This is a genomic window from Burkholderia sp. AU18528, from assembly GCF_002223215.2.
Taxonomy (GTDB): domain Bacteria; phylum Pseudomonadota; class Gammaproteobacteria; order Burkholderiales; family Burkholderiaceae; genus Burkholderia; species Burkholderia semiarida.
This window is the reverse complement of sequence record NZ_NKFC02000005.1, coordinates 585982-606246: the sequence shown is the minus strand read 5'-3', so window position 1 is coordinate 606246 and position 20265 is coordinate 585982. Positions and strand designations below refer to the sequence as shown.

Below are 20265 nucleotides of genomic sequence, written 5' to 3'. Positions count from 1 at the left end.
AAGACGGCACGCGGCGGCGCTCGGCGGACGATGCGCGGCCGCGTCGATCGAGGTGAAAACGCGATGAACGGAGCCATTCGATGCGGGCGCTCGTGACGGGCGGCAGCGGCGCGCTCGGGCAGGCGATCTGCACGGCGCTCGCGCAGGCCGGCCATGAAGTGTGGGTGCATGCGAACCGCCATCTCGCGCACGCGCAGGCGGTCGCGCAGCAGATCGTCGCGGCCGGCGGCGCCGCGCACGCGATCGCGTTCGACGTGACCGACGCCGACGCGACGCTTGCCGCGCTGAAGCCGTTCATCGACGAGGCACCGGTGCAGATTCTCGTCAACAACGCGGGCATCCACGACGACGCGCCGATGGCCGGCATGTCGCGCCAGCAGTGGCGCAGCGTGATCGACGTGACGCTCAACGGCTTTTTCAACGTCACGCAGCCGCTGCTGCTGCCGATGATCCGCACGCGGCACGGACGGATCGTCAACATCGCATCGGTGGCCGGCGTGACCGGCAATCGCGGGCAGGCCAACTACGCGGCCGCGAAGGCGGGGCTGATCGGCGCGACGAAGTCGCTGTCGCTGGAGCTCGCGTCGCGCGGCATCACCGTGAATGCGGTGGCGCCCGGGATCATCGCATCGCCGATGGCCGAACAGGCGTTTCCCGCCGAACGCATCAGGCAGCTCGTGCCCGCGCAGCGCGCGGGCCGGCCCGACGAAGTCGCGGCGATGGTCGCGTATCTGGTATCCGACGCCGCGGCCTATGTGACGGGGCAGGTGTTGTCCGTCAACGGCGGGCTCGCATGACGCGGCGTGTCGCGTTGGCCTGACCGCATTGGCCTGATGTAACGCACCGCAGTGCGGGGCCGCGTCGTCGTTCGGCCTGCGCCCCCATAGTGAGGAAATCGAAGTGTCCGTGCAACCAGTCGACGCCGAACGGCACCCGTGTTCGCCGTCCCCCGCCGCCCCGCCGTTCGCGCACGGCGGCGACCGCGCGCTGCGGCTCGTCCAGATGAGCGATGCGCGGCTCGTCGCGCTGCTGCACGATGCGCGCGGCCGTGGCGACGCACTCGATCGCGTGTTTCCCGGCGCGCTGGGCGCGGTATGCATCGGCGCGGCGGGCACACCGGACGAATCGCGCGCGCAGGCGCTGGCGCGGATGCTGACCGATGTTGCGCCCGGCTTGCCGGTCGCGCCGGTGCAGATGGCGCTGCTCGGCGCCGAAGTCGCGCCGGGCGATGCCGTCTGCGAACTCTGGCAATGCGACGCGCACGACCTGCGCAGCGAACGGCGCGGTGCGCTGCACTACCGCTACAGCGAAGCGGCTGGGCTCGTGTTCGGCAGCCTCGTCGTGCACGAGACGGACGCGGCGTACGACGCGCCGCGCGACGGCGGCACGCCACTCGAACGCGCGACGTTCGATGCGTACCGCGCGCTGTTCGGCCTGCTCGATACGCTCGGCATGCCGCATCCGCTGCGGATCTGGAACACGGTGCCGGCGATCAATGCGGTGCAGTTCGGGATCGAGCGCTATCGTCAGTTCAATATCGGCCGTCAGCACGCGTTCGATGCGTGCCGGCGCGCATTGACGGGCGGCGTGCCGGCCGCATGCGCGCTCGGCTCGGTCGTGCCGGTCGCGGGCGATGCGCCGCCGGCCGCGCCGCTCGCGATTCATTTCCTCGCGAGCCGTACGCCGGCCGATGCCGTCGAGAATCCGCGCCAGGTCAGCGCGTATCACTATCCGGCGCAGTACGGCCCGCGTGCGCCGACGTTCGCACGCGCCGCCGCATTGGCCGATGGCGATGCGGCGCCGGTGCTGTTCGTATCGGGCACCGCGAGCATCGTCGGGCATCGCACCGTGCATCGCGGCGACGTCGTCGCGCAGACGCGCGAGACGGTCGCGAATCTCGCGGCGGTGCTCGAGCAGGCCGCGCGGCAGGGGCACGGCCCATACTCGCTCGCCGACCTCGGCTATCGCGTCTACGTGCGCGACGCCGGCGACACCGCGGCGCTGACCGAGATCGACCGCGTGCTGCGCGATGCGGCCGGTTCTCACGTGCGGCCGCTGTTCGTGCATGCGCACGTGTGTCGCGACGATCTGCTGGTCGAGATCGAGGCCAGCGCCGGTCATGCGATGGAGTGGCTGCCATGAAGCGCGAGAGCCTCGCGATCCGGCAACCGGCCCGGCATGCAACCGAGGTCGACGACGCGTGCGAGCGTTCGTCGGCAAGTCATACACTTTTGTCAGGATCCCCGTCTACGTCATCGGCTGTTCCCATGTCCAGGCTGCACGCGTCGTCCACTCATCTCGTCCTGATTCCGAGCTACAACCCGGGCGCCAAGGTCGACACGACCGTGCGCAATGCGCGCGCGCAGTGGAACCCGGTGTGGGTCGTCGTCGACGGCAGCACCGACGGCAGCGCCGAACGGCTGCAGGCGATGGCCGAGCGCGATCCCGGCTTGCGCGTGATCGTGCTGCCGGAGAATCGCGGCAAGGGCGCCGCGGTGCTCGCGGGCCTCGACGCGGCCGCCGCGAGCGGCTTCACGCACGTGTTGACGATGGATTCCGACGGCCAGCATCCGGCGGACCTGATTCCCGCTTTCATGGCGGCATCGCAGGCCGCGCCCGACGCGATGGTGCTCGGCGTGCCGAAGTTCGACGCGAGCGCGCCGCAGTTGCGCGTGCAGGGGCGCCGGCTGTCGAACGCGTGGGCCGACCTCGAGACGCTTTGGGCCGGCATCGGCGATTCGCTGTACGGCTTTCGCGTGTATCCGGTCGCGCCGCTGGCGGCGATCATGCGGCGCCAGCCGTGGATGCGCGGCTTCGACTTCGATCCCGAAGCGGCCGTGCGGCTGTGCTGGGCCGGCGTGCGTCCGATCCGCATCGACGCGCCGGTGCGCTATTTCGGCCGGCACGAAGGCGGCGTGTCGCACTTTCACTACGGTCGCGACAACGCGCTGCTCGCATGGATGCACTTGCGTCTTTTCACCGGCTTTGCAGTGCGGCTGCCGATGCTGGTCGCCCGCCGCCTGACGCGCCGCCGCCGCCAGACGGCCTGAGCGACACCGTTTCCGGCTTCCGTTGCGGCCGTCGCCCGAGCGCGACGATTGCGGCGCTTTTTGTCGTCAATTCGGTCATGATTTGACACTTATTTTCAATCTACCGAGTAATAGACATGTCATGTGATGTAAACATCTGGTAATTTTCCGCCGGATTATGCAAAATCGCCGCTCCCAAATACAACTATCGAGGGATTCCGGGATGCAACTCAAGAAAGCGGTGGCGGCGTGTGGCGTGGCGTTTCTGTTGAGCGCGTGCGGTGGGGTACAGAACCTTGACGCGAACAGCCTGACGTCGGCGGGGACCAACCTGTACAAGGCGGCGACGCTGTCGGACAGCGACATCGCCGCGCTGTCGAACGAGTCGTGCAAAGCGAGCGACGCCGAATCGAAGATCGCGCCGCCGAACAGCGCGTACGCGAAGCGCCTGACGAAGGTGATGAAGGGCTTCGGCGACATGACGCTGAACGGCCAGAAGATCAACTCCAAGGTCTACCTGACCAAGGACGTCAACGCGTGGGCGATGGGCAATGGCTGCGTGCGCGTGTACAGCGGCCTGATGGACATGATGAACGACGACGAGCTGCGCGGCGTGATCGGCCATGAAATGGGCCACGTCGCACTCGGCCACTCGAAGAAGGCGATGCAGACGGCGTATGCGGTGAGCGCGGCGCGTACCGCGGCCGGCGCGGCTTCGCCGGGCGTGGCGGCGCTGACCAGCTCGCAGCTCGGCGACATCACCGAGAAGTTCATCAACGCGCAGTTCTCGCAGTCGCAGGAAAGCGCGGCCGACGATTACTCGTTCGACCTGATGAAGCAGAAGAACATGAGCCAGAAGGGCCTGGTCACCGCGTTCCAGAAGCTCGCGAAGCTCGACGGCGGCCAGAGCTCGATGATGAGCTCGCACCCGTCTTCGTCGAGCCGTGCGCAGCACATCGAGGATCGCATCGCGAAAGGTAGCTGATTCCGCAGCCGATCGCGCGGCGGATCGCCGGCCGTCCGCGCCGGCGATCGGCAAGCGACATGAAAAACCCCACGCTCGTTGGTCGGGCGTGGGGTTTTGTTTTTTCGGCGTGCCTGCCGTCGCTTATGCGCTCGAAACCGCGCACGCGAACGGCGACGCGGCCGTCGCAGCCGCGACCGACGCGAAGCTGCACGAGGCGATCGCGCTCGCGTCGCGCAACACGATGTGCGTGCATCGACATACGGGCGTGGCGCGCATGCTGCGCGAGCACATCGGATCGACATGGCCGGGATGACGATGGAGGACGAGCAGGCACCCGGGTTGCTGTCATTGCGGCACCCGGTCGTGTGCGGGGCGATTCGCACGCGCCGGCTCCAAGAGACGCGCACCCGCGATGCAGACCATATCGACTACGTACGCAGCCATTTCGAACCGAGCGATGTACCGCGAGATGGGTTGGAGCAACGGCGCGGCATGCTCGGCCCGCCCAATTGACCGGTTCGTCGGGCGCCCACTAGAATCGATCGGGACCGCCTGTCAGCCGCGCGCCGCGGCAATGACGTGCCCATTGATCCGACTGTCGAGGAAGCTTCCGTGCTCACGTCCTTGATCCGGCGCGCACCGGCCGCGCTGCCGTGGCGCGCCGCATGCCGCCAGGCCCGCGCGCTGATCGTCTGTGCGCTGCTGCCGCTCGCCGCCTGCGCGACGCATCCGCCTGCCACTTCGCTCGATCGCCCCGTCTCCCACGCGTTGCCGGCCGCTACCGCGACGCCGTTGCGCGATGCGCTGGCCGCGCCGGAGGCCGCGCATCCGGGGCAGTCGGGCTTCCGGCTGCTGGCCGACGGCGCCACCGCGTTGCAGATGCGCATCGCGCTCGCGCGTGCGGCGACGAAGACGCTCGACATGCAGTACTACATCGCGACCGAGGATACGACCGGCAAGCTGCTGCTCGGCGCGGCGCTGTACGCGGCCGATCGCGGCGTGCGCGTGCGGATGCTGGTCGACGACCTGAACTTCGACGATATCGACCGCGTGATGGCCGCGCTGAATACGCATTCGAACATCGAGATCCGCGTGTTCAACCCGTTCGGCGCATCGCAGCGCGGCATGGTCGAGCGTACGGCCAACTTCTTCACGCGGATCGACAGCTTCACGCGGCGGATGCACAACAAGGCGATGATCGCGGACAACCAGCTCGCGATCGTCGGCGGCCGCAATCTCGGCGACGAATACTTCAGTGCGAGCCCGACGCTGCAGTTCCGCGATCTCGACGTGCTGGCGGCCGGCCCCGTGACGCACGACATCTCGACGAGCTTCGACGAGTACTGGGCGAGCGCGAGCAGCTATCCGCTGCGCGTGCTCAATCATCAGACCTTCGATCCGAAGGATCTCGACGCGATGCGCGACGAACTGCGCGACCACTGGCGCAAGAATGCCGATCCGTACAACGCGAAGCCGCTGAACGCGACGCCGCTCGCGCGGCAGATCGCGCGCGACGAACTCGAACTCGTATGGGCGCCGGCCGAATTCAAGGTCGATGCACCGACCAAGGTCGCGCGGCCGACCGGCACGTACGTGAGCCCGCCGATGCAGCGCCTGGCCGAGCTCACGCGCGGCGCGCGCAAGGAATTCCTCGCGTTCTCGCCGTACTTCGTGCCGCACGACGCCGGCGTGAAGATCCTCGGCGACACGGCCGCGCGCGGCGTGCGCGTCGCGATCGTCACGAATTCGCTCGCGGCGACCGACGCGGTCGCGGTGCAGGCCGGCTATGCGCCGTATCGCGTGCCGTTGCTGCGGCGCGGCGTCGAGCTGTACGAATTCAAGTCGCAGCCGGATCAGCAGCCGGCGCGGCTGTTCGGCTCGCGCTCGCGTGCGAGCCTGCACGCGAAGGCATACGTGATCGACCGGCAGATTCTCGTGATCGGCTCGCTGAATCTCGACCCGCGTTCCGCGTACCTGAACACCGAGCTCGCGCTCGTGATCCACAGCCCGGTGCTCGCGCAGCAGGCCGCGGCGATTTTCGCGCGCGTGACGCAGCCGGACGAAAGCTATCGCGTCACGCTCGCGAAGGGGGCCGACGGCAGCCCGCCCGCGCTCGAATGGACGGGCACCGAGGGCGGCCGGACCACCACCTATCACGTCGACCCGCATGCGGGGCTGCTGCGCAACGTGATGACGGGCATCTTCACGCTGCTGCCGGTCGACGATCAGTTGTAAGGGCGGAAACGGCTCCGGCAAAACCCGCGATACCGGCGCGCGGGGAAAGATGATATGGTTGTGCGCGCAACGATATGTGAATCGTGAAGGGCGCCGGACCGCTCGCGCAATGCGGGCCGGAACGGTGCCGAACGACGTGCCGCCGCACGTGCGGGATCCGCACCCTGCGCGGCGCCGGCAGACGATGGACGACGCGCACCGCCACGCTGCGCGCCCCGCGCAACCGGAGTTCCCCATGCAACGTGTACCGAACCAGCCGTTCACGCGCCCCGCGCGCTTTTCCGAAGCCGAATGGCAGGCGCGGGTGCAGCTCGCGGCTGCTTACCGCATCTTCGACCACCTCGGCTGGACCGAGCTCATCTACAACCATATCTCGCTGCGCGTGCCGGGCGAGGACGGGCATTTCCTGATCAATCCGTTCGGGCTCCATTACCGCGAGGTGTGCGCATCGAACCTCGTGAAGATCGACATCGACGGCAACGTGATCGGTCATTCCGACTGGCCGATCAATCCGGCCGGGTTCACGTTCCACAGTGCGATCCATGCGGCGCTCCCCGATGCGCACTGCGTGATGCACGTGCACACGACGCCGACGATGGCCGTGTGCTGTTCGCGCGACGGGCTGTCGTTCTCGAATTTCTATGCCGCGCAGTTGTACGGGAAGGTCGCGTATCACGACTTCGAAGGCATCACCGTGCATCTCGAGGAGGGGCGGCGCATCGTCGACAGCGCGCTCGGGCGGCCCGTGCTGCTGCTGCGCAACCACGGGCCCGTGACGATCGGCGCGACGCTCGCGCAGACGTTTTCGCTGATGTGGCTGCTCAACCGGGCGTGCGAGGTGCAGATCGCGACGCATGCGATCGGCGATGCACTGCCGATTGCGCCGCCCGTGCTCGAAGGGTGCGTGCGCGATTCGCTGAATTTCGATCCGAAGCATGGCGCGGGGCAGGACGCGTTCGACGCGCTGCAGCGCATCGTCGACCGGATCGATCCGGGCTATCGCGCGTGACGCGGGCGGCGCGCCCGGCGAGTGCGCCCGCCTAGAACCGGTAGCCGAGGCCGGCCTGGATCACGTCGGTGTCGCGGTCGTAGCGCGTGACCACGCGGTTCCACGTGACGCGCGCGAGCCAGCGCTCGGAGATCCGGTAACTGGCCGAGATCGACACGATGCCGGAGAGGCGGCCGTCGCCGGGGCCAGGCTGCCCTTCGCGGTTGCGCTGGTTGACGGTGAAATAGGCGCCGGCGCCGGCCGCCAGCGTGACCTTGTCGTTCAGGAACGCGCGCGTGAGCCACAGCTGGGAGGCGACGCCGTTGCGGCGGACCGCCTGCTTCGCGCCTTCGTACATCCACGTCGCGGTCCAGTCGATCGAACGCGTCAGGCCGCGCCGGTATTCGAGGCTGCCGCCGAGTGTCGACGGCGACGAGCGGCTGTTGAGAATCGTCTCGCCGAGCATCGCCGTGATTTCGTTGTGCGTGACCCGGCTCGCGCGCGGCAGCGCGGTGTCGCGGGGGCCCGGCGTGTCGGGCGCATCGAGCTGGTAGCCGACACCGAACATTACCGCCGTCGTGTCGGGCCCGCCGAACACCTGCGCGCGGTTGACCTGAAGCTGGGCCATCCAGCGGTGCGACGTGTAGTACGCGGCGCGCACGCTCATCAACACGCCCCAGCCATGCGTATTCGAGTAACCGCGGCCTTCGGCGGCCGGCACCGTGTCGAAGTAGCGATACGGGCCCGCGCCGGCCGACAGCACCAGCCGGCGGCGATCGAGCGGCATGCGGCCCCAGAACTGCACGGCCTGGCCATCGCGGTGGTGATTCGGGATGTGCCCTTCGTTGTACCACGTGAAGCCGAGCGCGGTATGCGGGCTCAAGCCTTCCTGGTAATCGAACGCCCACGAATACGTGCGTTGGCCGCCGCCCCACAGCGGGCCGGTGAACAGCGAGAATTCCTGCGCGTCGGCGGGCGCGCCGTAGAGGGCGGCGGCGGAGCAGAGTCCCACCAGCAGCGGGCGGGCGCGGACGGGGCGGGTCGGGCGGGGCAGCGGGAGACGGGCCGGCACGGTCAACTTTCCAGTCACGACAACACGCGATCATTTTCCTGCGCGGGAAAACACGTGTCGACCCGGGTTCGCGCAATACCGTATTACACGTATCGTGACAACATGCGGGGTACGCGGTCGGGTCCCGGCACGCGTCGGCATGCGTTTCGATCGCGGCGTTCGCGAGATGAAAAACGATTCGTCATGCTTCTTATTCCGGAAAGAGACGTTCGTGTGCGGCATGTCGCGTGCCGGTCGATACACGCAAAAAAACGCGGCCGGGGGGCCGCGTGAATACTCGCAGACTCCTTCGGACGAAGGAAACAAGCAACTGTGAAACGAAGTGTAGCGAAAGGCCGTGTCGCGATTCAGGGGGCCTGCTGCAAAGGTCTCTTCCAGGTTTCGGCAGGCTGCCCGGATTGACCGCAATCGACTACCATCGCAACTGGCGCCCCCGTCCTGGTGGCGTCCACGTCGTACAAGGAGAATCCATGCTCAAGCTGCGTTTGCTCCAGGTCGCGTTGTTCGCGGGCGTGCTGGCCGCTGGCGGCGCCGCTGCCGAAACGGTGCGCCTGTCCGCCAGTCTGCAGCCGTCGAGCGAAGTGCCGCCGACGGCGACCAAGGGCTCGGGCGCCGTCGCCGCCACCTACGACACGGCCACCCGCATGCTGCAGTGGACGGTCACCTACGAACACCTCACGGGGCCGGCCACGGCCGCGCATTTCCACGGGCCCGCGCCGGTCGGCCAGAACGCCGGCGTGCAGGTGCCGATTCCGAAGGACGAGCTGACGAGCCCGATCAAGGGTTCAAAGGAACTCACCGACGCGCAGGTCACCGACCTGATGAGTGGCAAGTGGTACTTCAACATTCATACGAAGGAACACCCGTCCGGCGAGATCCGCGGCCAGGTGATGCCGGCGAACTGAGCGCAGGCGTTTGAGGTAGAGGCACCTGTCGAGCGACGCGCGCACGTTCGCACGTACCATCGTCACATTGCGATGACGGAGTGCGTCCGATGAGTTGGCAAAGCAAGTTCGCCTGCTGGCTGCTGCGCTGGCAGTTTCGTCCCGAAACCACGCGCGAGGTGCTCGACCCCGCGCGTGCCCGGCGCTTTACCGACCTGCGGATGATCGTGCCGCGCCGCCCGCCGTCGGGCTACCGGCTGCGCCCGTGCTACGGCGCCGGCGACGCGCCGCTGCGCGGCGAATGGCTCGAGCGCACCGACACCGCCGCGGGCCGCGGGCCCGGCCGCACGCTGCTGTATTTCCACGGCGGCGGCTACTACTTCTGTTCGACGAAGACGCACCGGCCGCTGGTGTTCGGGCTGACGAAGCGCGCGGGTGTGCGCGCGTTCTCGCTCGACTATCGGCTCGCACCGGAAAACCGCTTCCCGGCCGCCCTCGACGATGCGCTCGCCGCATACCGGCAATTGCTGGCGCTCGGCACGCCGCCCGGGTCGATCGTGCTCGGCGGCGATTCGGCGGGCGGCGGCCTCGCGCTCGCGACGCTCGTCGCGCTGCGCGATCGCGGCGAGCCGCTGCCGGCCGGCGCGATCCTGTTCTCGCCGTGGACGGATCTGGCCGGCACCGGCGACACGATGCGCAGCAACGACGGCCGCGACCCGATGTTCGCGGCCGCGGCGCTGCCGAAGGCCGCGAAGCTGTATCTGGGCGACACGCCGGCGACGCATCCGTACGCATCGCCGCTCCACGCCGATTTCACCGGCTTGCCGCCGCTGTACATCCAGGTCGGCAGCACCGAGGTGCTGCTCGACGATTCGCGCCGCGTCGCCGAGAAGGCGAAGGCGGCCGGCGTGGCGGTGGAGATCGAGGTGTGGCCCGACATGCCGCACGTGTGGCAGCTGTATGCGCCGATGGTGCCGGAGGCGCGCGACGCGCTCGACCGCGCGGCCGCGTTCCTGCGCCGCGTCGCGCTCGAGCGCGCGGCTCAGCGCGCGGGCGAGGCGTCGATCGCCTGATAGGCGGCCTGGACGGCCACCGGGCCGTATTTCCGTTCGAGCCGGCGCACGGTGAAGTGGCCGTGCGCCATCTGCTGGAAGTGGTCGATGAACAGCGTGTTGACGGTCGCGCCGAGCACGGCGCCGATCGCCGGGATCGACTTCGCGGCCATCTGCTCGGTCACCTGCACCGAGAAGCGCGAGGCCACCGTCTGCACGAGCTTGAACACGGCCGCCGAGCTGTGCGCGGCGATGCCTTTGGCCGTGATGTCCGACGACGCCTTCGAGATCGCCTGCGCGAGCGCGCCGCGCAGCACGAAATAGCCGAGATCGGCGTCCTCCTCCTGCTTGTCCGGGTGGCCGCCCATCCCGAGCACGGCGAGGCACTGCAGCTGCGTATCGACCGACGTCAGGTCCTCCCCCTCGCTGCGCGCGATGTCGCACACCGAGCGGAAGATCAGCGTGGTCGTCACCGGCAGCTCGACCGGCAGCGCGAGAAAGCCGAACGCGCCGCCCGCCGCGCCGGTCGTCGCGACCGCGAGCTTGTGCAGCAGGTTGCTGGGCTTGTCGGGCTCGGCGTCCGGCGCCTGCGGCTTGCCGAGCGTTCGCAGCGCGATGTTCAGGCATTTGCGCAGCGCGAGCTGCGTCGCATCGTTGATCTTGCCGGTCGCGAAGTCCGGCAGCCGCGCGATCATCTTCTCGACCGGCGCGCCGAGCACGCCCGTCAGCTTCATCGTCAGCGACGGGCTTTCCAGCACCTGCTTCGCGCGCCGCAGCGCGTCCCGGTCCTCCGGCGACAGCGTCGTCGCGGGGTTGATTGAAATCGGTTCCATCTTTCTCCTTGGCCTGAACGGGCCCTGAACCATCGCCAGCCTAGATTACTCCGGCATGCTAGAATTTTGAGATTATTTGACCCGGCAAAAGTTGCATCGACAAAAAATGGCCGTCCATACTGCCGCCCACCATTCGAGCGGGCAAGTCCTGCCGTTCCGCGAATCGCTGCTCGCGATGATCGGGATCTCGTTCGTCACCATGCTGGTCGCGCTGGACCAGACGGTCGTCGGCACCGCGCTGCCGACCATCGTCGCCGAACTGCGCGGCTTCGACCTGTACGCGTGGGTCGCGACCTCGTACCTGCTCAGCTCCGTGATTACCGTGCCGATCTTCGGCAGGCTCGGCGATTACTATGGCCGCAAGCCGTTCGTGATCGCGTCGATCGTCGTGTTCACCGGCGCGTCCGTGCTCTGCGGGATGGCCAACGACATGCTGACCCTCGTGCTTGCGCGCGGGTTGCAGGGCATCGGCGGCGGGATGCTGGTCGGCACCGCGTTCGCATGCATTCCCGATCTGTTTCCCGATTCCGTCGTGCGGCTGCGCTGGCAGGTGCTGATGAGCTCAGCGTTCGGCATCGCGAATGCGGTCGGGCCGTCGCTGGGCGGGTTCCTGACCCAATCGTTCGGCTGGCGCTCGGTGTTCTACGTGAACCTGCCGATCGGCATCCTGTCGCTGTTCTTCGTGTGGCGCTACCTGCCGCACCTGCGCCACGTCGAGCACGATCGCAAGATGCGGCTCGACTGGCCCGGCGCGCTCCTGATCGCGCTGTCGCTCGGCGCGCTGCAACTGTTCGTCGAATGGCTGCCGAAGTACGGCGTCATGAGCTGGGCGTCGTTGCTGCTCGTCGTCGCGGTCGCGGCGGGCGCCGGCTTGTGGCACTGGGAGAAGCGCTGCGCGCAGCCGATCCTGCCGTTCGACATGTTCGCCAACCGCGCGCTGTCCGCGCTGTTCGTGCTCGCGATCCTCGCCGGTTTCTCGATGTTCTCGCTGCTGTTCTACGCGCCGCTGCTGTTCCAGGGCGGCTTCGGGATGTCGCCGAAGGAGGCGGGGCTCGTGATCACGCCGCTCGTCGTGTTCATCACGATCGGCAGCATCATGAACGGCCGCGTCATCACGCGCATCCGCAACCCGAACGCGATGCTGCACGTCGGCTTCGTGCTGTTCGCGGCCGCCTGCGCGGGCGTCGTCGTGGCGACCCACGCGACGCCGGCCTGGATGCTGATGGCGCTGATGGTCGCGGGCGGCATCGGGCTCGGCTTCGTGCTGCCGAACCTCACCGTGTTCGCGCAGCAGACGGCCGGCCGCGAGCATCTCGGCATCGCGACGGCGCTGCTGCAGTCGCTGCGCATGGTCGGCGGGATGCTCGGCACCGCGCTCACGGGCACGCTCGTCAACCAGATGTATTCGGGCGGCGTGCGCAGCGCGCTGTCGGCCGACCACGCGATGCAGTGGCACGCGCGGCTCGCCGATCCGCAGATCCTGATCGATCGCGCGGCGCAGGGCGGTCTCGTCGCGGAGTTGACGCGTGCCGGGCATAATGGCGCGCTGCTGCTGGAAGCGGCCCGCGAATCGCTGGTCGGTGCGATCCACCTCGGTGTCGCGATGGCGGCCGTCGTCGCCGTGGTGTCGGTGTGGCAGTGCCGTCGCGTGCCGCCGATCGCGCTGCGGCGCAAGATCGAACCGCACGTCGCGGCCGATTGATCGATTGAACGAACAGAACTGAGCGCATGGAAGAACAGGACCGCGTCGCGATCTTGCAGCAATTCGGACGCACGTATCGTGCGTTCATGACCGCATTCGAAACGCACGTCGGGCAGCCGATGCCGCGCTGGCGCATCATGGTCGCGCTGCACACGATGGACGGGCATGCGTCGCAGAAGAAGCTCGTCGAGGTGCTGCGCATCGATCCGGGCGCGCTCACGCGCCAGTTGAAGTCGCTCGACGCGCTCGGCTGGATCGAGCGCGCGTCCGATGCACGCGACAACCGCGTGACCAACGTCACGCTGACCGCCGACGGCCGCGCCGCGTTCGAAGCGTGCCTGCCGCGCCGCAAGGCGTTCATCGACCAGACGATGGCGCAATTGCCGGACGACGTGCTGACCGCGCTGTCGGGCGCGCTGGCGATGCTGGAGTCGCGGATCGCGGACGTCGGCTCGACGCCGGCGCCGCACTGAAGGGCAGGCCGCGACGGGGCGCCCCCCGTCGGCCGGTCGTGGCCGACGCGGCCGAGCGCACGTACGCACCCGCTGCCGGCCGGCGTTTCACTTCACATCATTTCGATTCATTCCCGCGTCGTTCACAGCTCGATGCGCGTGCCCAGCAACGCGAGGAACTGCGCGAGCCAGGCCGGATGCGCGGGCCACGCGGGCGCGGTGACGAACGGTGCGTCGGTCACGGCCGCGTCGACCGGGATGTCCGCGTATTCGCCGCCCGCGAGCTTCACCTCCGGCGCGCAGGCCGGGTACGCCGAAATGCGCTTGCCGCGGATCACGTCGGCGGCCGCGAGCAGTTGCGCCGCGTGGCAGATCGCCGCGATCGGCTTGCCGGCTTCGGCGAACTCGCGCACGAGCGAGATCACCTTCGGATCGAGCCGCAGATATTCGGGCGCACGGCCGCCCGCGATCGCGAGCGCGTCGTAGCGCGCCGCATCGACGTCGTCGAACGCCGCATTCAGCGTGAAGTTGTGGCCGGGCTTCTCGGTGTAGGTCTGGTCGCCCTCGAAATCGTGGATCGCGGTCTTGATCTTGTCGCCCGCGCGCTTGCCCGGGCAGACTGCGTCGACGTGATGGCCGACGGCCTGCAGCGCCTGGAACGGCACCATCGTTTCGTAGTCTTCGGCGAAATCGCCGGTCAGGAACAGGATCTTCTTCGCGGCCATGGCTTTCTCCAGAGAAGCAGCGTTGAAGGCCCGATCGCGCCGTGCATGACGGCCGCGACGGGCCCGAGGGCGAAAGCGCAGTGTACTCCGGCAGATTGAAGCGCGCGTGACGGCCGCCCCGCGCGAGCGGCAGGGCGGCATCGCGCGCCGCATGCGTCAGAAGAAGGTTTCGACGACTTCCGTCACGCGGAACTGCGGATCGAGCACGAGCACCTGGCGCCACTTGTCGAACGTCAGGCACGGGTGCGAGATGTCGAACGCGACCATGTCGCCGACCTTCACGTCCGCGCCCGGCGGGATCTGCAGGTACGCGTGCTGGTCCATCATCCCGGTGACGGCCCAGCCTTCGGCGGCGGCGACGTCGCGCGGCGCGGTGTCGCGGCCCGGGCGGAAGTGGCGCGCCGGCTCGGGCAGGCCCGCGTCGAACGCCGCATCGCGCTTGCCGAGCGCGACGATCGCACGATTGGCCTCCGGCACCGACTGCACGTACGCCCACAGCTGCAGCGCCGGCAGCAGCCCTTCGCCCATCGAGCGGGCGATCGGGTTGCGCGCGAACACGTCGGTCTGCGCCTTCTTGTAGATGCCGACGTCGTGCGTCAGGTAGCAGCCCGGACGCAGCACGACTTCCGCGAAGCCCGCATCGGACGCCTTCCTGAATTCTTCGGCGACCACGTCGTACCACGCCGAACCGGCGCCGGACAGGATCGCGGGCGTGCGCGCGAAGCGGCCGGCTTCGGCCAGCTCGCGCGTGAGCGCGACCGCCTGCTGCAGGAACGCGCGGATCTCGCCTTCCTCCTTCAGCACGCCTTCATAGAGCTCGATGCCGGCCAGCTTCAGCGTGTCCGGATAGCGGGCGATCGCGGCGAGCACGGCCTCGCGCTGCGCGGCATCGCGCACGCCCGCGCGGCCGCCCGGCACGCCGAGCTCGATCAGCACGTTCAGCGATTTTTTCGCGTCGCCGAAGAAGCGGCCGAGCTGGTCGACGCTCTCCGCGGAATCGACGAGACAGAAGAATTCGAAATCGGGATCGGACAGCAGCCCCGCGATGATCGTCATGTTCTGGCGGCCGACCAGCTGGTTCGCGAGCAGCACGCGCCGCACGCCGCCGTGATACGCGGCCTGCGTCTGGTGCGCGGTCGCGAGCGTGATGCCCCACGCGCCGGCGTCGAGCTGGCGGCGGAACAGTTGCGGCGCCATCGTCGTCTTGCCGTGCGGCGCGAACTTGACGCCGTATTTCTGCACGAACGCCTGCATCCAGTTCAGGTTGTGCTCGACGCGATCCTCGTAAAGCACGGCGGCCGGCAGGCTGACGTCTTCCGCGAGCAGGTTCCATTCGAGCCGGCCGGCGTCGCCGAGCGGCACGCTCGCGCTCGGCAGATTGCCCAGGCCCTTGCCGAACGGATCGATCGTCGCTTCCTGATAGTTTGTAACTTTCATGTCATCCCGCTCCATCATCACTATGCATTGCACTGAAGTTGACATGCAGATGGTACAGAAAGTAGCATCGGCGCGGTGATGTTATTTAATAACATCCCGCTTCACCCCTTTTCCGCCGATGAATACGCCCGCTTCCCCGTCCGCTTCGCCCGCGGCCGAGCCGCATCCGGCTCAGGCCGCTCCGCCGGTCCTCGACATCGTCGCGCGGATCGCCGAATGCGCGCCCGAGCTGCGCGAAGCCGAGCGCAAGGTCGCCGCGTTCATCCTCGCCGATCTGGCGCGTGCCGCGCATGCGAGCATCGGCGCGCTCGCGCGCGACGCGGAGGTCAGCGTCGCCACGGTCACGCGTTTCGCGAAGGCCGTCGGCTGCCGCGACGTGCGCGAGCTGAAGGTGCTCGTCGCGCAGGCGGCGGCCGTCGGCCAGCGCTTCCTGGTGCCGTCCGACGACGCGCCGGCCGACGACACGAACCCCGCGTCGATCGTCTACGACGAGATCCGCGTGGCGCTCGCGCACAACCACCAGCTGCTGCGCAACACGTCGTTCGACGCGGCGGCCGATCTGCTGGCCGGCGCGAAGATGACCTACGTGTACGGGCAGGGCGGCGGCTCGACCGCGCTCGCCGACGAGCTGCGCTTCCGGCTCGTGCGCTTCGGCCGGCCGGTCGCGAGCTACCAGGACAGCCTGCTGCAGCGGATGGTGGCCGCGACGCTGTCGGGCGACACCGTCGTCGTCGCGTTGTCGGTGAGCGGACGCGTGCCCGAGCTGCTCGAGAGCTGCCGGCTCGCGAAGCGTTACGGCGCGAAGCTGATCGCGCTCACCGCGCCGGCGTCGCCGCTCGCGAAGCTCGCCGACCACCTGATCCCCGTCGTCGCATTCGAAACCGATTTCATTTACAAGCCTTCGACATCGCGCTACGCGATGATGATGGCGATCGACGTGCTCGTCACCGGCGTCGCATTGCGGCTCGGCGATGCGGGCCGGGAATCGCTGCGCCGTATCAAGCACGCGCTCGACGCGCACCGCGGCGGCGGAGACCGTCAACCGGTAGGAGACTGACCATGCATTCGCACCCCGAAGCCGCCGATACGCTGATCGTCGGCGCGCAGTTGTACGACGGCACCGGCGCGCCGCCCGTCACGCGCGACGTCGCGATCCGCAACGGCCTGATCGCGGCGATCGGCAACCTGTCGAACTGGCTCGCCGAGAACGTCGTCGACGCGAACGGCCGCGCGCTCGCGCCGGGTTTCGTCGACGTGCACACGCACGACGACACACACGTGATCCGCGCGCCGCAGATGATCCCGAAGATCTCGCAGGGCGTGACGACCGTGATCGTCGGCAACTGCGGGATCAGCGCATCGCCTGTGACGCTCGCGGGCGACCCGCCCGATCCGATGAACCTGCTCGGCGAGCGCGGCGCGTTCCAGTATCCGACCTTCGCCGCCTACGTCGCGGCCGTGAACGACGCGCGCCCGGCCGTGAACGTCGCGGCGCTCGTCGGCCATACGGCGCTGCGCAACAACCAGATGGACCGCCTCGACCGCGCGGCGACCGACGGCGAGATCGCCGGCATGCGCGCGCAGCTCGAGGAGGCGCTCGCGAACGGTGCGCTCGGCCTGTCGTCGGGCCTTGCGTACGGCTCGGCGTTCGCGGCGCCGACCGAGGAAGTGATGGCGCTCGCCGAACCGCTCGCCCAAGCCGGCGCGCTGTATACGACGCACATGCGCACCGAGTTCGACGCGATCCTCGACGCGATGGAAGAGGCGTACCAGGTCGGCCGTCATGCACGCGTGCCGGTCGTGATCTCGCACCTGAAGTGCGCGGGCCCGTCGAACTGGGGGCGCAGCACCGAGGTGCTCGCGTCGCTCGAAGGCGCGCGCCGCTACCAGCCGGTCGGCTGCGACTGCTATCCGTACAGCCGCAGCTCGTCGACGCTCGACCTGAAGCAGGTGACGGGCGACATCGACATCACGATCACGTGGTCGGAACCGCATCCGGAAGTCGCGGGCAAGCTGCTGAAGGCGATCGCGGCCGACTGGGGCGTGACCGAGCAGGAGGCCGCGCAGCGCATTCGCCCGGCCGGCGCCGTGTACCACAACATGTCCGAGGACGACGTGCGCCGGATCCTGTCGCATCCGGCGACGATGGTCGGCTCCGACGGCCTGCCGAACGATCCGCTGCCGCATCCGCGGCTGTGGGGCGCGTTCCCGCGCGTGCTCGGCCACTACGTGCGCGACACCAGCCTGCTGCCGCTCGAGGAGGCGATCCGCAAGATGACGTCGCTGTCCGCGCGCCGCTTCGGGCTCGCTCGGCGCGGCGAGGTGCACGTCGGCTATCACGCCGATCTCGTGCTGTTCGATCCGGCGAGCGTGATCGACGCCGCGACGTTCGAGAAGCCGCAGCAGCCCGCGCACGGGATCGACGCCGTGTGGGTGAACGGCGTGCTGACTTACGAAAACGGCCAGCCGACCGGCGAGCGCGCCGGCGGTTTCGTCGCGCGCGGCGAACGCGTGTCGGCCAGTGCCGATGCGGCGTTCTGAACGCGCGCATTCCGATCTTCCGCGCGCCGCAGCAGCCGGCGCGCGTACCCGCAACCGTGCGTTGCATGGGCAGGAGCAGGCGCTGAAGCGCCGGCTCCGGCCGACAACACGAGGAGTGAAACGATGAAGCGATATGGCGTAGGCGAAGCGAAGGGGACCGGCGGCCAGGTGATGCCGTTCGCGCGGGCGGTCGAGGCCGATGGCTGGCTGTACGTGTCGGGCCAGACGCCGATGGTGAACGGCGAGGTCGTCGAAGGCGGGATCGTCACGCAGTCGAAGCAGGCGATCGAGAACGTGATCGCGATCCTGAAGGAAGCCGGCTACGGCCTTGAGCACGTCGTGCGCTGCGGCGTGTGGCTCGACGACGCGCGCGATTTCGCGTCGTTCAACAAGGTGTTCGTGTCGTACTTCGGCGAGAACCCGCCGGCACGCGCGTGCGTGCAATCGAGCATGGTGATCGACTGCAAGGTCGAGGTCGACTGCATCGCGTACAAGCCGCCGGTGAAGTAACGCGCGAGGGTGGAAGCTGTACGACAAGGCCGGTGCATGGACGTGCACCGGCCTTGTTGCATTTGGCACTGAATTTTTACACTTTGAATAGAATCCTGTCGATGAGAGCGCGAGACGATAGGTCCGTCTGGCGGGTGACAACAGTGATGGACGCGTAATTGGCAACGGGCATCATGAAATTCGAACGAGCAGACTAAGTGGATTGCTGGGTATGGTCGTCTTCCCGATCAACGATTTCGTGAAGTCGCCCCATGACCAGCAATACATACCGCTACGGCGTTCATTCGGATCTCACACCCGCCGAGCTTTTCTTTTTCGTCGCTGTAGAAGAGACGTGTGCACGGACGGGCCGGGATCGACGATGTCGAAGCTGTGATCCTGATTCTGGCGGGCTGGCCGGTATTGCCGACGCGGCAGAAATTCGGCGGCGCGACGAAAGGAACGTCCGTCGCATCCGTGATGGCTCGATCGATTTTCCGCCACCAGTTGAACAGGAAGGTTTTACCAACCGTGACGCTGCAGAGTATCAAGTCGTTTCGGATCATCCTGACCCGAAAGCTCAGCGTGTTCGTCGGACGTGCCGTGCCTGGCGTGGGTTGGGCGCTGCTTGCGCGTGACGTGTTCGCGATCGTTCACGGAACGATCTCCCGGTACAACGGCCTCGTCAAAAACGAGGACAGGGTGTTTTGATGCAAAACGTGAGTTGGGACGAGATCGAAGCTTTTGTGAGGTCGGAGGTGGGGCTCGGTCCATCGAAGCCGCTCGCTGCTCATACCCGGCTCTGGGAAGACTTGGGTCAAACCGGCGACGAAGCCAATGACTTCATGTGGCGCTTTTTTGAGCGGTTTGCCGTCGATACCGGCGACTTCGATTTCCATCGATATTTTTTGATGGAAGGCGAGGGGTTGCTCTATTCGCTGTTTCGGCGATGGGTGCTTCGAAAACCGCACCACCTCGAGCGTGAACCAATTACGCTCGCGATGCTGCATCGTGCGGCGGTCGGGAGGAAATGGGATGCCGAGCGATTGGTCGAAGTGCAGCGAAAGGCAGGATGAACGTGCCAGCCGTAGATGATGCTGAAATGAACATGAGTGATCAGCGGCAAGGTCGCGGCGACATGGCCATCCCATTGCTGATGGGCGAATGGGCCGTGCTGATGGAAACGATCCGCTTGCGACTCGACCAGATCGAGTGCATGGATCCGGATTCGCTCGATGAGGATGCGCTCGCAGATCGGTACGGAGACCAGGAAACGCTCACACGTTTGCTGGCCCATATCGAGAGCAACTTTGCACGCACCTTCGGCGGTTTGCCGGCGCAGCCGAAATGACGGTCGCATTGGGCACTCGCGGAAGCGCCACGCAGCGGCGAGCAAGCGTGCAATGGTGATGCGGATCGCAATTCTGATGTTGCTGCTCGTGCTCGACCGCACTGCCGTTGCGAGCACGTTGTCCGACAAGACGCCGCTGCGAGGAGTAGTGCCTCATGTTGCGCCGAGGTCTGTCGAAATCGTCAGCAACGGGGCGTGGTCGGCCGACATCAGCGGAGGCGCAACCGCGGATATGTGCCGCCAGTTCATTCTTCGGCAGACGGATGTCAGCGCGTTTTTCAAGCGTGCGAACCGCGTAACGGAACGGGCGTACAGTCATGACTTGGATGCCGCGAGTTGCTATGCCGAAGGCGAAGCGCGTCTAGCGGGTGGTGGCGCGGCGAAATGGAGGATAGACCAGGCAAGGCGAGGCTTCATTTCCATGCACGATGGTCGAACAATCTACCTGTATTGTCCGAAGTGCCGGGCCGCCATGTTCGCGCCGAATTAGAGAGACGCACCCTTCCGC

The 20265-nt window shown here is 67.6% G+C and carries 20 protein-coding genes and 2 pseudogenes; 18 read left to right on the top strand and 4 right to left on the bottom strand.

Going from position 1 to position 20265, the window contains the following annotated elements; genetic code table 11:
* The first annotated feature begins 80 nt into the window (after window positions 1-80).
* The 7 genes and pseudogenes from fabG to CFB52_RS14390 all read left to right on the top strand — a co-directional run bounded on the left by fabG (window position 81) and on the right by CFB52_RS14390 (window position 7240).
* Complete coding sequence (gene fabG, locus CFB52_RS14425) at window positions 81-797, top strand: 3-oxoacyl-ACP reductase FabG (protein WP_059580749.1); 717 nt, start codon at window positions 81-83, stop codon at window positions 795-797.
* 103 nt (window positions 798-900) lie between these two features.
* A complete protein-coding gene (locus CFB52_RS14420) occupies window positions 901-2142 on the top strand; it encodes an endoribonuclease L-PSP (RefSeq protein WP_099316819.1) in 1242 nt (413 codons plus the stop codon).
* Between the two features lie 125 nt (window positions 2143-2267).
* Window positions 2268-3050, top strand: coding sequence for a glycosyltransferase family 2 protein (locus CFB52_RS14415; protein WP_060317973.1), 783 nt, complete (start codon window positions 2268-2270; stop codon window positions 3048-3050).
* A 202-nt stretch (window positions 3051-3252) separates the two neighbouring features.
* The gene (locus CFB52_RS14410) at window positions 3253-4014 is read left to right on the top strand and encodes a M48 family metalloprotease (protein WP_059580758.1); all 762 of its coding nucleotides are present in this window, start codon (window positions 3253-3255) and stop codon (window positions 4012-4014) included.
* A gap of 130 nt (window positions 4015-4144) precedes the next feature.
* Window positions 4145-4509: pseudogene (locus CFB52_RS35065) on the top strand (hypothetical protein); the annotation flags it as partial.
* Window positions 4510-4608: 99 nt separating this feature from the next.
* A complete protein-coding gene (locus CFB52_RS14395) occupies window positions 4609-6231 on the top strand; it encodes a phospholipase D family protein (RefSeq protein WP_099316817.1) in 1623 nt (540 codons plus the stop codon).
* Window positions 6232-6466: 235 nt separating this feature from the next.
* Window positions 6467-7240 carry a class II aldolase/adducin family protein gene (locus CFB52_RS14390; RefSeq protein WP_059580812.1) on the top strand — a complete coding sequence of 258 codons (774 nt, stop codon included), beginning with the start codon at window positions 6467-6469 and terminating at the stop codon, window positions 7238-7240.
* 31 nt (window positions 7241-7271) lie between these two features.
* Here CFB52_RS14390 and CFB52_RS14385 read toward each other — a convergent pair whose 3' ends face one another.
* A complete protein-coding gene (locus CFB52_RS14385; RefSeq protein WP_099316968.1) occupies window positions 7272-8273 on the bottom strand; it encodes a hypothetical protein in 1002 nt (333 codons plus the stop codon).
* A 488-nt stretch (window positions 8274-8761) separates the two neighbouring features.
* Here CFB52_RS14385 and CFB52_RS14380 point away from each other — a divergent pair, with 488 nt between their 5' ends.
* Complete coding sequence (locus CFB52_RS14380; RefSeq protein ID WP_060966662.1) at window positions 8762-9196, top strand: CHRD domain-containing protein; 435 nt, start codon at window positions 8762-8764, stop codon at window positions 9194-9196.
* A gap of 89 nt (window positions 9197-9285) precedes the next feature.
* Window positions 9286-10248, top strand: coding sequence for an alpha/beta hydrolase (locus CFB52_RS14375; protein WP_099316816.1), 963 nt, complete (start codon window positions 9286-9288; stop codon window positions 10246-10248).
* Here CFB52_RS14375 and CFB52_RS14370 read toward each other — a convergent pair.
* Window positions 10218-11060, bottom strand: coding sequence for an EcsC family protein (locus tag CFB52_RS14370; protein WP_059580773.1), 843 nt, complete (start codon window positions 11058-11060; stop codon window positions 10218-10220). The two genes, CFB52_RS14375 and CFB52_RS14370, sit on opposite strands and share 31 nt — an antisense overlap.
* Before the next feature lie 106 nt (window positions 11061-11166).
* On the opposite strand from CFB52_RS14370, the gene CFB52_RS14365 reads away from it, so the two are divergent.
* Together CFB52_RS14365 and CFB52_RS14360 are read left to right on the top strand one after the other, a co-directional pair.
* Window positions 11167-12762, top strand: coding sequence for an MDR family MFS transporter (locus CFB52_RS14365; protein ID WP_059580775.1), 1596 nt, complete (start codon window positions 11167-11169; stop codon window positions 12760-12762).
* A 26-nt stretch (window positions 12763-12788) separates the two neighbouring features.
* Window positions 12789-13235: a MarR family winged helix-turn-helix transcriptional regulator gene (locus CFB52_RS14360; protein WP_059580779.1), complete on the top strand. Its 447-nt coding sequence runs from the start codon at window positions 12789-12791 to the stop codon at window positions 13233-13235.
* A 122-nt stretch (window positions 13236-13357) separates the two neighbouring features.
* Here the strand turns inward: CFB52_RS14360 and CFB52_RS14355 are convergent, their stop codons facing one another.
* Together CFB52_RS14355 and CFB52_RS14350 are read right to left on the bottom strand one after the other, a co-directional pair.
* Window positions 13358-13939, bottom strand: coding sequence for a DJ-1/PfpI family protein (locus tag CFB52_RS14355; RefSeq protein WP_006477826.1), 582 nt, complete (start codon window positions 13937-13939; stop codon window positions 13358-13360).
* Between the two features lie 156 nt (window positions 13940-14095).
* The gene (locus CFB52_RS14350) at window positions 14096-15376 is read right to left on the bottom strand and encodes an amino acid deaminase (protein ID WP_099316815.1); all 1281 of its coding nucleotides are present in this window, start codon (window positions 15374-15376) and stop codon (window positions 14096-14098) included.
* 118 nt (window positions 15377-15494) lie between these two features.
* On the opposite strand from CFB52_RS14350, the gene CFB52_RS14345 reads away from it, so the two are divergent.
* The 7 genes and pseudogenes from CFB52_RS14345 (at window position 15495) to CFB52_RS14315 (ending at window position 20247) form a co-directional block, all read left to right on the top strand.
* On the top strand, window positions 15495-16433 hold the full coding sequence (locus tag CFB52_RS14345) for a MurR/RpiR family transcriptional regulator (RefSeq protein WP_099316814.1): 939 nt from the start codon (window positions 15495-15497) through the stop codon (window positions 16431-16433).
* Window positions 16434-16435: 2 nt separating this feature from the next.
* Entirely contained in the window at window positions 16436-17917 is a 1482-nt protein-coding gene (locus CFB52_RS14340; RefSeq protein ID WP_089465134.1) for an amidohydrolase family protein, read from the top strand.
* Between the two features lie 123 nt (window positions 17918-18040).
* Window positions 18041-18427, top strand: a complete 387-nt coding sequence (locus CFB52_RS14335) for a RidA family protein (RefSeq protein ID WP_059580793.1) — start codon at window positions 18041-18043, stop codon at window positions 18425-18427.
* 251 nt (window positions 18428-18678) lie between these two features.
* Window positions 18679-19117: pseudogene (locus CFB52_RS14330) on the top strand (STM2901 family protein).
* Window positions 19117-19482 (top strand): DUF1493 family protein, encoded by a 366-nt coding sequence (locus tag CFB52_RS14325; protein WP_099316813.1) that lies wholly within the window; start codon window positions 19117-19119, stop codon window positions 19480-19482. Before CFB52_RS14330 ends, CFB52_RS14325 begins: the two are co-directional and overlap by 1 nt.
* Entirely contained in the window at window positions 19479-19757 is a 279-nt protein-coding gene (locus CFB52_RS14320; RefSeq protein WP_099316812.1) for a hypothetical protein, read from the top strand. Before CFB52_RS14325 ends, CFB52_RS14320 begins: the two co-directional genes overlap by 4 nt.
* Window positions 19758-19809: 52 nt before the next feature.
* Window positions 19810-20247 carry a hypothetical protein gene (locus CFB52_RS14315; protein ID WP_099316811.1) on the top strand — a complete coding sequence of 146 codons (438 nt, stop codon included), beginning with the start codon at window positions 19810-19812 and terminating at the stop codon, window positions 20245-20247.
* Window positions 20248-20265: the final 18 nt, after the last annotated feature.